10 protein-coding genes and 1 pseudogene are annotated in these 11329 nt (G+C 43.1%); 8 read left to right on the top strand and 3 right to left on the bottom strand.

The genetic code is table 11. From position 1 onward, the window contains the following. Positions 1-17: 17 nt before the first annotated feature. Positions 18-1469, bottom strand: coding sequence for a transposase (locus B5F25_RS19575; protein WP_087251562.1), 1452 nt, complete (start codon positions 1467-1469; stop codon positions 18-20). A 778-nt stretch (positions 1470-2247) separates the two neighbouring features. On the opposite strand from B5F25_RS19575, the gene B5F25_RS19580 reads away from it, so the two are divergent. From B5F25_RS19580 to B5F25_RS19590, 3 genes are all read left to right on the top strand, one after another. Then, positions 2248-3144, top strand: a complete 897-nt coding sequence (locus B5F25_RS19580; RefSeq protein ID WP_087251572.1) for a helix-turn-helix domain-containing protein — start codon at positions 2248-2250, stop codon at positions 3142-3144. A 92-nt stretch (positions 3145-3236) separates the two neighbouring features. Next, on the top strand, positions 3237-4343 hold the full coding sequence (locus tag B5F25_RS19585) for a site-specific integrase (RefSeq protein WP_087251563.1): 1107 nt from the start codon (positions 3237-3239) through the stop codon (positions 4341-4343). 196 nt (positions 4344-4539) lie between these two features. Beyond that, positions 4540-5307: a mobilization protein gene (locus B5F25_RS19590; protein ID WP_087251564.1), complete on the top strand. Its 768-nt coding sequence runs from the start codon at positions 4540-4542 to the stop codon at positions 5305-5307. A 9-nt stretch (positions 5308-5316) separates the two neighbouring features. Here the strand turns inward: B5F25_RS19590 and B5F25_RS19595 are convergent, their stop codons facing one another. Together B5F25_RS19595 and B5F25_RS19600 are read right to left on the bottom strand one after the other, a co-directional pair. Beyond that, complete coding sequence (locus B5F25_RS19595) at positions 5317-5889, bottom strand: DUF6642 family protein (protein ID WP_140406992.1); 573 nt, start codon at positions 5887-5889, stop codon at positions 5317-5319. A 4-nt stretch (positions 5890-5893) separates the two neighbouring features. Continuing rightward, positions 5894-6802 (bottom strand): haloacid dehalogenase-like hydrolase, encoded by a 909-nt coding sequence (locus B5F25_RS19600; RefSeq protein WP_087251566.1) that lies wholly within the window; start codon positions 6800-6802, stop codon positions 5894-5896. Positions 6803-7052: 250 nt separating this feature from the next. On the opposite strand from B5F25_RS19600, the gene B5F25_RS19605 reads away from it, so the two are divergent. The 5 genes and pseudogenes from B5F25_RS19605 to B5F25_RS19625 form a co-directional block, all read left to right on the top strand. Continuing rightward, a complete protein-coding gene (locus tag B5F25_RS19605) occupies positions 7053-7421 on the top strand; it encodes a helix-turn-helix domain-containing protein (RefSeq protein WP_087251567.1) in 369 nt (122 codons plus the stop codon). 11 nt (positions 7422-7432) lie between these two features. Next, a complete protein-coding gene (locus B5F25_RS19610; protein WP_087251568.1) occupies positions 7433-8800 on the top strand; it encodes a DUF3987 domain-containing protein in 1368 nt (455 codons plus the stop codon). A gap of 83 nt (positions 8801-8883) precedes the next feature. After that, positions 8884-9957 (top strand): DUF6371 domain-containing protein, encoded by a 1074-nt coding sequence (locus B5F25_RS19615; protein WP_087251569.1) that lies wholly within the window; start codon positions 8884-8886, stop codon positions 9955-9957. A 139-nt stretch (positions 9958-10096) separates the two neighbouring features. After that, positions 10097-10405, top strand: a complete 309-nt coding sequence (locus B5F25_RS19620) for a MobC family plasmid mobilization relaxosome protein (RefSeq protein WP_087251570.1) — start codon at positions 10097-10099, stop codon at positions 10403-10405. Further along, positions 10395-11121 (top strand): annotated as a pseudogene (locus tag B5F25_RS19625) (relaxase/mobilization nuclease domain-containing protein); the annotation flags it as partial. The gene B5F25_RS19620 and the pseudogene B5F25_RS19625, both read left to right, overlap by 11 nt. Between the last annotated feature and the right edge of the window lie 208 nt (positions 11122-11329).

Here is an 11329-nt window from a genome sequence, read left to right on the forward strand (position 1 = left end):
ATTCAAGTTTCGCAAGTTCAACTTGCAGCTTTTAATCTATAAATGTCGCAAATATGTTTCATATCTTCCTCCCTGTTGATGATAGCCTGATAGATATCTTCATCAGTCAATCCGAAGAGTTCCGCAACCGCAATGACCAGTTCTTGCATGACGCCCCATATCCTTTCCGCAACGGACAGTTCCAAAGAATCCTTGGTTACGTCTTCAAAGAGCTTTCCCATGGTCTCGTAGGCTGCAAACCTCTTTACTAAGGAAAGGATGTTGTATTGCAAAGCCGTCAGGGATGTCGCCGCGATTTGCGAGGCGAAGTTGCCGGCCTGGCATTTGCCCAGCCCCAACAGCCCCTTCGCTTCCTTGAACACGACTTCCAAAGACCACCTTTGGGCATAAATCCGGTACGCTTCAAGGAACTCAAGCCGTATGTCCGTGGTCATCAGGCCGTTCCATGCGCCCCGTTTGCTTCTCCTGACAAAGTACAGGCGTACCTTGGTATCCGCAAAGGCCACGTCCGCCACGATGTAATAGCAACGCAGTCTCCTGCTGTACTTCCGCCTGCCTTGCCTGTCAAGGTGCCTGATCAAGGCCGGCGCGGTATAAGGCTTCCCGTCCAGACAGTATTTTGTCCTGCTGTTTTCTCCCACCTTGATCATGCCCAGGTAATCGCACCTGACGTGGCGGGAGCGGATGAACCGGATGACATCCTTGCAGGCGAACCAGCTGTCTGCCAGCACATACCTGAACCTGACCCCTTTGCGGATGGCGCGTCTTATCATGGCAATCATCAGGTCGGTTTTCTTTGCCGTGTACTCACCGATACGCTCCTGCAAGGCGTCGCCGCTGTCACGTCCTTTGGTGAAACGTCTTGCGAGCTCTTCATCGGACATTCCGAACTTTCCATCCTTTCCTTTTTCACCCAGCAGTGCAAAATCCAGAAGCATTTGGGTTGTCCCGTCCGTAACGGCAAGGAACAAAGCCTTGAAACCGAGGATGCACCTGTGATGGACATGGGAAAACACCCTGCCGATGTTCTCCATGCGCCGTCCCGTCTTGGGATAGTCCGTGTCATCGACTATCAGGCAGACCGTGCCTTCCTTGCGCCCGGAACGGAGTCTGATCTTCGACCAAAGCTGGAGGGTGAGGTGATAGACGGACTTCCGCCAGTTTATCTTGGGATTACTCATGAAGCGGTAGAACACGTCTTTCTTGCATCCCAGCAAGCCGCTTAAGGAAGACCCGGTGAAACGATAAGGGTTGCGGACCATGAAACACGGGTACAACAGCAAAGCCTGGAACACCTGCAACAACGGATACACATTGTTGCACTTGCTCTTCATGCCAAACAAGGTGGATTCATTCATTCTTAACCATTTGATAACGTCCAGTATGGAATACATCGCTTTATGCGCGTAATTTTTTCTAAAAAATGCGCTGATTTCTGAAAGAAAGTCTGTAACTTTGTGCAAGGGCATAGGGCTGAGTAATGTTTTGATTTGCAACTATAAAATTACTCATTTTCTGCGATATGCGGAAATCCCTGTGCCCCTTTTATATCCCAAGAAGAAGGTTTCTATTAACTTGCGAAACTTGAATAAAGTAACTTTACTTTATCACCGTACTCATATATACGCCTAATAAAGTAAAGTCAGAACAAAGGGAAGAAAAGAAATGGCTTCGCCAGACAACCTACCCTGTTGACCAGAATCCATACACGACACAACATGTTTTTCTTTTGGCTGCAAAAATCTTCGTGACTGCATCTTGTTTTTAGTTGACTTCAGTTGGTGAAATTACCGCTTATTTCGTATCTTCGCAACGGATAGAAAATAGGTGGACTTCGGACGGGAAACGGCAGTTTTCCCGTTGGTTCCGATTCAAGAGAAAAGAGTGGCAAAATAGGCAGTTTTGAGCCTGAAAAACAAGCGAAAAATGGCTTTTCTACCGTTTAAATGCCAATTCTTTTGTTTTCAAGCAGTTCGATATGCTGCATCGGCAAGTAAATACCTGATTATTAAATAGTTAAATTGATTATAATCGATTAATATGGCGCTCTTTACGGGCGCCTTTTTTGTTGCTCAAGTATCGTTGATAATCGTTGCTAAGCCTTTTTACGCCATTTTTTGTACCTCCTGTGTACCTCACAAGCCCAAAGTCGGGTTTACTGTCTGCCAAATGGTGGACAACCTGGAACGCCTTGGAACGCTGTGGTACGCAATGAAACAGATTTGGCGAACTAAAAAGATAATTAAAATGGCTAGTAACATTGAAATTCAAAAGAAATGCGAGTGGTGTGGCACTATTTTTACCGCCCACAAAATCACTACCGCATACTGTTCACACAGGTGCGCAAACCTCGCATACAAAGATCGAGTTAGAAAAAAACGAATTCAAGAATTCCACTTGAAACATGATGCAGAATTAAAACCTAATTCTGAAAAAGAGTTCTTAACCCCTACTGAAGTTGCCGCATTTTTAGGTGTAGGCCGTACCTCAATTTATCGGTATATCAAAAATGCGAAAATCAAAGCGGTCAGATTTGATGGGAAAACTCTTGTACGGCGTTCGGATATTGATAAAATGTTCGACTACATTATTGCTTCCAATAATGAGAATAAGCTCAAAGAGAAAACTCCAATATCAGATTTCTACACCACAGCTGAAGTTAAGGAAAAGTATGGCGTAAAGGATTCTTGGATATTTCACATCGCTAAGGAACATAATATTCCACGAACCTTTCACCGTGGTAAAACCTATTGGAGCAAAAAGCATATTGATGACTACTTTGCAAAGAAAGCTCCCGATCCTGAAATCAAGGAATGGTACAGCACGCAAGACATGCAAGAGAAGTTCGGCATGACGCTGACGGCCATCTATTCTTTTGTATCAAAGAATGCCATTCCCAAGAAGAAGGTCGGCATCATGGTGTACTACTCCAAGAAGCATGTGGATATTGCTAAAGGTCTCATAGCTCCCGAAGAGCCCAAATACTACACCATTGCCGAAGCGATGGAGCGATTCAATCTGACACGAGACCAACTCTACCATTATGTGAAATACCATAATATTCCCCGTGTCAAGGTCGGTAAATATACCAAGATCCTGCGAGCAGAGTTGGACAAGTTCTTTGAGCCTCCAAAGATAGAATGAGGCAAAAGTTATTTTCCGGTGATAAATACCACCATTAGAACACCTATTTTATTTGCAACAAAAACAAGTATTAATCAAAAAACAATATAGCTATGACACTTACATGCACCAACGTAACTTTGAGACAAAAGCCATTGCGTAACGACCGCATATCTCTTTATCTGGATTATTATCCAGCCATCCGCAATCCTTATACGATGAAGATGAGTCGCCGGGAATTCCTTGGCATCTACATCTATGCCAAGCCAAAGAACGAGCAGCAAAGAATGTTCAATCAGGATATGCTGAACAAGGCAGAGGCAATCCGCTGTATCCGTGTCCAGTCGCTTATCAATGAAGAATTCGGGTTCCTGGACAAGAACAAGCAAAAGGTAGATTTCCTTGCCTACTTCCGGACTAAGGCACGGGAAAAGTATGAGAAATGGGATTGTGTTTACAACCACTTCGAGAAATTTGTCGGCGGCAAATGCACCTTTGGCGATGTCACCGTAGAACTGTGCGAGAAGTTCAGGGATTACCTGCTCAAAAGCAAACAGATTAATCATCCCAATGCCTACATCTCACGCAATTCGGCAGCCGGCTATTATTCGACGTTCCGTGCCTTATTGAAAATAGCCTATAAAGAGAAGATGCTGCGTGAGAACTTGAACGACTTCCTGGAAAAGATTGAATGGAAAGAAGTCAAGAAAGAGTATCTGACACTTGATGAAGTCAAGAAACTGGCCGCTACTCCGTGTAAGATTCCAGTCTTAAAACAGGCCTCCCTGTTTGCCTGCATGACAGGCCTCCGTATCAGTGATATTCTGAAACTGGACTGGCGTGATTTTGAGGTTGGCCCGGACCAAGGCTACTACATCCGTATTTGCACCGAAAAGACAGAAACCGAGGCCACCCTTCCCATCAGTCAGGAGGCACTGGAGTTGTGTGGCGAATGGGGTACCGGAAAAGTCTTCAAAGGCTTGACTCGCTCCATGACCCATCACCCCTTGAAACAATGGATCGCTGAAGCCGGAATCAGAAAACACATAACCTTCCATTGCTTTAGGCACTCGTATGCTGTTATCCAAATTTCTTTAGGTACAGACATTTACACAGTATCGAAGATGCTAACACATAAAAATGTCACCACTACACAAATCTATGCTGATTTAGTCAATTCAAAGAAGAGAGAGACGGCGAATAAGATTTCACTGAAATAGTAAAAGTTCTGTAAAGTAAGAAGAGTTCGACATGGGGGTAAAACCTTGTCGGACTCTTCTTTTTTATTCTATTGTGGCATAGATGGCATAGAAATAAGTACCATATCGAGGACAAATGCTGCCACTTTCTTGGATTTATAACATGGTATCTATGAAATGACATATATTTGCGCACAAACAATTAACAAATATCACTATGAATCAGAAAAGTATAGAACATATAGCACTCTATTCCCTTGTATTGGTAGGTACTCTTGTTGTTGGCGTTTTAGCTCGTCAGTTTATTTTATCCAAAGGTGTTGACGATTTCAGTAGTAGTGTTGCATTTTTTGCAACAGTAATTGTCTTGATGGCGATCTATGCCAGCCTACAGACAACTTTCAATCAGATTCTGCTGCCACGCATAGAAGCTTTTCTATTGCGTTTTTCTGCTTTTCAAACGATGAAGAATCACAATGACACCGTTTCTGAGCTGGAAGCTACTACAATCAAAGATTCAAACAAGGCTACGCCTGATGTCATTGAGCCTGCTCATACCACTGAAGAAGCAATCTCTGAACCTTCAGAATATGAAATCATGCGAACCAACGCTATCGCAAAACAGAATCATGCTATTCAAACCAAATTAGAAAAGGTCATTAGCTATACGAAGCAAACAATGGTTGCCTATATGAGTGAAGAAGATCTCAACCGTCTATGTACATACGTTGCAGAATATAGTACAGGCGATACCTTACAAAAGATATCGCCTGTAAAGGTTGACTCACAACTTAAAAGCATTGATATTATGCACTTTGGATGGAATATTGGCAAGGTTTTTGGTATAAAGCGTATTCATACTGCAACTTTCATCAAGAGTGTCTTTGCCCATACCCTCCGTGACTTGGAGATCTCAACTATTGAACGTAAAATGTCACATACGGAGTCAGAGTGTAATATTAAACTAAATACTGCAATTGTCTAATGTATGATATCAAAATATTTTAAATCCCAACTTTTGGGATAGTCCATTGTAATATTTTTCCATTGCAGAAGCTATTAATGCCTTTTTGGTTTGATGGCGTAATATTTGATCAAAATAAGCGATATCATTAATAGCACTTAAAATACTATCCACCTTTGTTGTATATCCGGATAAGTATAAAGCTCCTGTATCATTTTTGAATTCCTCTAATTCTTTATCACTTCCTAGTAATGTGCGACAACTGCTGAAATGTACAAAACGATCTGTAAAGACTCCTTTTGCCATATCTGCCAATTCTTTTAATGTCAACTTCTTCTCTGTTTTCTTCTCTCCTTCCAAAAAAATAGAATGGGTATCGCCATGAAAAGATAAATAAAAAATAGAGTAATCATTATATTCAGACGTAGCGAATCTTCTCAAATAATATTGAAGCTCTCCTTTAGTAGCTACTCTACGATAAATCACTTTACACCCCCATGATTTTTCAAGGAACCCCAATAAAGACCTTGTATGCAAAGACAATCTATTTTGTTTAATAGTATGCTCCCATTCGGTCTCAAAACAAATTATTCCCGTTTTCATAAATTTAAACTAAATGATGTGGTACATTGTCTAAATTACCTCTTTTCGCCTGTTCTTCCTTCTTTATTCGTTCTGCAAACTCCTGAATTTTATTACAAATCCACATTGAAGCCGTTTTTCCGTCTGAATAATCAGCTTCTGCAAACATATCAATTCTTCCATCTTCTCTTAAACGCTCAACCTGCTTAAAAGCATCCTTATTACCTTGAGGGTATATTGCAAATGTGGCACCTCCCTTACCCTTGACAACAGAGAAAGCGGGTACATCACTGGGCCCATCAGCTATGTAAATCATATTTCTAAAATCCACTCGACGCTGTTCATTTGTCATTTTACTATTAACATTTACCTCCACGTCTCCTCCTACACCTTTATTAATTTCGAAGAGAGCTCTAGTTTTTGAAGTATTATCAATGGTATATCCTATTTCTGATAGAAATTTATTTCCTTCTTCATCTTCCCCCTCAATAAGTTCACATCCCCATACATATTTTACGTAATCCATTATTGATGTTCCCCTAATTACTTGTGCAAACCCAGTACTTACTATGTAATGTTCTACTTTTATATTGTACTCTTCACAGACAGGATCTGACTTTAACAATTCTGTAGTTGTCTTAAATATTTCAGGAATTCCTTTATAAAAAGATTGTTGCTTGCCATATCCTTTTAATTTTTCATTATTTAAGCCTTTAAAAATTCCTTCTCTGACATATTTAAGAAAATGATTCAAATATATCGTATCAGGATTAACTTTAACATTTTGTTCCCGCATATACTTTTCAGGCAATGAATTAACCTCCTTCCAGAAAGTTGAAGAATTAATGTCATATTCCTTAAAAATTGGATCTTGCATATATCCATCTACCAAGGTTTTATCAAAGTCCCATATTACAGCTATAATATTCTTCATATAAAATATATTTTAACAATGAATAAATGCCTATTAACTGCACAAGCTATACAAATATACGTAAGGGAAATGAATAAACCAACAAATCTAAAATTTTTATGATTGAGATTTTCTATTCATTTACAATAAAAAGAATGAATGTATAAAATCTATCACCACCAAAAGTTATCTCACAGTTATATCCCGGTGATGTTTCCCACCATCAAAACACCAACTTCCTTTGCCAGCGAACAATTAAAAACGAGTACGTATGGCAAACGAACAAATCACTTTTGATAAGCTGCCGCAGGCGGTAGGTTATCTCACAGAACAGATGGAACAAATCCGGCAAATGGTGGCGGCACTGCAACCACAGACTTCTTCCGACAAGCATCGTCTCATTGAAATTGACGAAGCCTGTAAAATCACACGAAAGGCAAAGCCTACTATTTACACGCTTGCGCGTAAAGGACTAATTCCAGCCTATAAAAAAGGAAAGAAACTATACTTCTATGAAGATGAGTTGCTGCAATGGATTGAGTCCGGGCGCAAGCAGATGCAGGCAATGTCGCTCCAGGAACAGGCAGCGGAGATAGTACATGGAGTGAAGCGCAAACCAAAGGGAGGCTATAACTTTTGATCTGCACGGTTATGGAAACCTCCAAATTAACAGCAGAAGGTATCATCGGTGAGGCTGTGCGCATCGGAGTCAAGATGTCCGGCGGTGAGTTCCCGATAGAAGTCTTTCCTATCAGGATTCAGCGTATCATCAGCAGTTTGCACGATTGTCAGGGCTATCCCGTGGATTATGTTGCTGCGGCTATCCTTGCGGCCATTGCCGTGGGGATTGGCAACTCCCATCTGGTGCAGGTAAAGCGCAATTGGCTGGAAAGTCCCATTCTGTACATGGCATTGATTGGTCGCCCCGGAGCGAATAAGAGTCATCCGCTGAGTTTTGCTTTCCAGCCGTTCATTGAGCACGACTATTGTCAGAATCAGGAGTATCAGAAGTTGTATGCCGAGTATGAACGCACTATGTCCATGAGCAAAAAGGAACGCTTGGAAGCCGGTTTGGATGAGTTTCCGCAGGCACCCATGCGCAAACGCTTTCTTGTTTCGGATATCACTCCCGAAGGACTGAGCCTGATACATGCTCAGAATCCCAGAGGACTCTGCCTTTGGTCGGACGAGCTATCTGCCTGGTTCAAGAACTTCAACCGCTATAATAACGGTTCGGAAGAACAGTTCTGGCTTTCGGTGTTCAATGCCAAGCCCACGATTTCCGACCGCAAGAGTACGCAAAGTTCCATTTTTATCAGACGTCCTTACATCTCCGTTATCGGTACCATTCAAAAGAAGATTCTGGGCGAACTGGTCAAGGGCGAGCGTTCGAGTAACGGTTTTATCGACCGTATTCTTTTCGTGATGCCTGAATCTGTCTTGAAAAGCAGATGGAACGACCGGGAAACTCCTGAAGAACTGGAAATCCAGTGGCAACAGATTATCGACAAGCTGATCACACAGGATTGTCCGCATGACGAGAATAATGAGTTGCAGCCTCAATGCCTGCCATTCGATGAAGATGCCAAGCAACGACTTTACGGTTGGCAGCACGAAAATGCCCGCCAATGTGATATGGAAACCAACGATGCTTTGGTCGGTATTTACTGCAAACTGGAAATCTACATTATCCGGTTTTGTCTGATTATCCAGCTTGCCCGATGGACTTGCGGAGAGTGTGACAAGCATACGATTGACCTTGAAAGCGTGAACCGTGCTATCCTGCTGACTGAATATTTCCGGACTACAGCTGTAAAGGTGCAGACTGCCGTCAGTCAGGAACAGTTGAGCGAATTGCACCGCAACATCTACCTGAACCTGCCTCAGAGAATTACGACGGCAGAAGGTATCGGCATTGCTGAAAGCTACGGGATGAAAGAGCATGCTTTCAAGATGTTTCTAAAACGACACATCGGAACATTATTCAGAAAAGAGAATCATGGAGAATACAGTAAATAAACCTGTTACTATGCACATTTTCGCAACCGAGGGGTTTGTGAAGTTGCGAAAATGTGCATAGTAACATCCAAACAGAAAGAAAAATGAACTACAGATTCACATTAGAACCATACAAAGGTGTCAGCACCCGGCACACATGCCCGAACTGCCATCGCAAAAGTTGTTTCGCCAAATACATCGACACGGAAAAGCAAATCAGCTTTCCCGACTATGTAGGGCGATGCAACCATGAACAGAAGTGCGGCTACAACTATACACCCAAAATGTACTTTGACGAGAACCCGATGGCCAAAGAGCGATTGAGCGAAGATTTTGTGCCGATGTCAAAGCCACGCATCAGTCTGCCTCCTGAGCCTTCATTCATTGAGCCGGAAATCATGAGGCAGTCCCTAAAGCTGTATCACACGAACAAGCTGTTTCAGTTCCTGAGTTTCCATTTCGGGCAGGAGGCTACCGAAGAGCTGATGTTGCGCTACCATGTGGGAACCTCGAAACATTGGCCGGGAGCTACGGTCTTCTGGCAGGTGGATATTTCCGGACGGGTACGCACCGGAAAAGTGATGCTCTACAATTCTGAAAACGGGAGACGGATTAAAAAGCCGCACAACTACATTACGTGGGTACATTCCCTTCTGAAGAAAGAGAATTTCAATCTCCGGCAATGCCTGTTTGGTGAACATCTTTTATCCTCCGACCAGCAACGTCCGGTTGCCCTTGTGGAGAGTGAGAAAAGCGCTTTGATATCCAGCTTCTATCTGCCGCAATACCTCTGGATTGCTTCGGGCGGAAAGAACGGAGCGTTCAATCGGGATGCCATGAGTGTATTGAGAAACCGACGTGTCCTGCTCTTCCCCGACCTGGGGGCGACCGACTATTGGAACAGTAAAATGGAGATGATCCGGAGCCTGGGAATAGAAGTTTCTCTCTTTGATTTTATGGAAAGAAACGCAACAAAAGAAGAACGTGATGCGGGTTATGACATCGCCGATTTCCTGCTGAGAGAAGAAACAAAGGAGGCTATTCTTAATCGTCTTATCACGTTGAATCCGGCCTTGAAAACGCTGGTCGAAATTTTCGATTTACAGCTTGTCAATGTGGAGAAAGCACCGCTTTCAGCAACGGTTCAACATACTCGGAAAGGACTTATCAAACGATGACTGTCAGATGTCTGATTCACTTCTTTTTCACTGGAGCAAGTTTATGCCGGTGTATTACATTTCCCGGCCACTTGCTCACCTCAAAAGAAGGTGAGACGGCTCCCGATGGTCACAATTATTAATCTCAGAAGCAAATTTTATGGATAAGAAAAATACAGTTACAATCCGTCTTACAGACGAACAATTCGGCTGGCTCAGAGCACTCAGCCGACGCAGTAAACGCAGTCAAAGCGAAGTAGTGCGTTCACTCATCGAACACGGTACGGTGCGCGAACGGATTACGAGAGAAAATCTTGACATCATCCGAAAACTGATTGGAGAAAGTACGAACCTGAACCAGCTTGCCAAACGAGCCAACGCTTACGGTTTTTATCGTGTGGCCGATGAGTGCCGAAACGTCGCCCAAGAGATTTCACAACTCATAAAACAGCTCAAGGATGATAGGTAAAATTGTAAAGGGCACATCGTTTTCCAGGTGCGTAAACTATGTGCTGAAAGAAGATAAATCGCGCCTGTTGAAAGCGGTTGGTGTCTACGGTTCGCCTGAAGAAATAGCGGAGCAATTCGAGTTGCAGACTTTACTGAACGATAAGGTCAAGAACACGGTCGGCCATATATCATTGAGTTTCTCCGCAGAAGACGGAGACCGCATCCGTGACGATGATGGACTGATGCTAAGAATCGCCCACGACTATATGAAGCTGATGGGAATTGAGAATACGCAGTTCATCATCGCTCGGCATACCGACCGTGATCATCCGCATTGTCACATCGTTTACAACCGGGTGGATAATGACGGCCGCACCATCAGCGACAAGAACGACCGTTACCGGAACGAAAAGGTCTGCAAGATGCTGACAGCCCGTTACCGTTTGCATTTTGCCGAAGGAAAAGAGCATGTCAATTTCATGCGGTTGCGCCATCACGACAGGGTAAAGTATTTTATCTATCATGCCTTGAAACGAGAAGTTCCGAATGCCCGAAAGCTGGAGTGAGCTGCGACTGGCCTTACGGAAGTACGGAATTGATACGCAATGGAAGCTAAGTCGCACGACTGGCGAGATGCAAGGTGTCAAGTTCACATGCAACCAACTGACTTTTAGCGGTTCCAAGATTGATCGCCAGTTCAGTTTCCTGAACATCTACCAGGAGCTGAGATATAACGTTCTTTGTAAGCATTCTAAGAAATACACATTGCATGTCCTATGGCTTGATTGTAATTTTGCCCCCGCATAACAATCAAACCGAATAGCAATAGAGTTTATGTAAATTAGTTATGATAGTTCCAAGGGTTGATTTTAATTCTGAGATTATGCAGTGCCATACATGTGGAAAAGATGTTTTCTACAAAGTTGTTCGCCCTGAGCCTGCA

Origin of the sequence: Bacteroides sp. An19 (assembly GCF_002160215.1) — a bacterium.
GTDB lineage: Bacteria > Bacteroidota > Bacteroidia > Bacteroidales > Bacteroidaceae > Phocaeicola > Phocaeicola intestinalis.

Coding starts and splice junctions, on each gene's coding strand:
- B5F25_RS19600 (WP_087251566.1), bottom strand. CDS start 6,802: ATGAAGAATATTATAGCTGTAATATGGGACTTTGATAAAACCTTGGTA.
- B5F25_RS19610 (WP_087251568.1), top strand. CDS start 7,433: ATGGAAACCTCCAAATTAACAGCAGAAGGTATCATCGGTGAGGCTGTG.
- B5F25_RS19590 (WP_087251564.1), top strand. CDS start 4,540: ATGAATCAGAAAAGTATAGAACATATAGCACTCTATTCCCTTGTATTG.
- B5F25_RS19605 (WP_087251567.1), top strand. CDS start 7,053: ATGGCAAACGAACAAATCACTTTTGATAAGCTGCCGCAGGCGGTAGGT.
- B5F25_RS19580 (WP_087251572.1), top strand. CDS start 2,248: ATGGCTAGTAACATTGAAATTCAAAAGAAATGCGAGTGGTGTGGCACT.
- B5F25_RS19575 (WP_087251562.1), bottom strand. CDS start 1,469: ATGCCCTTGCACAAAGTTACAGACTTTCTTTCAGAAATCAGCGCATTT.
- B5F25_RS19615 (WP_087251569.1), top strand. CDS start 8,884: ATGAACTACAGATTCACATTAGAACCATACAAAGGTGTCAGCACCCGG.
- B5F25_RS19620 (WP_087251570.1), top strand. CDS start 10,097: ATGGATAAGAAAAATACAGTTACAATCCGTCTTACAGACGAACAATTC.
- B5F25_RS19585 (WP_087251563.1), top strand. CDS start 3,237: ATGACACTTACATGCACCAACGTAACTTTGAGACAAAAGCCATTGCGT.
- B5F25_RS19595 (WP_140406992.1), bottom strand. CDS start 5,889: ATGAAAACGGGAATAATTTGTTTTGAGACCGAATGGGAGCATACTATT.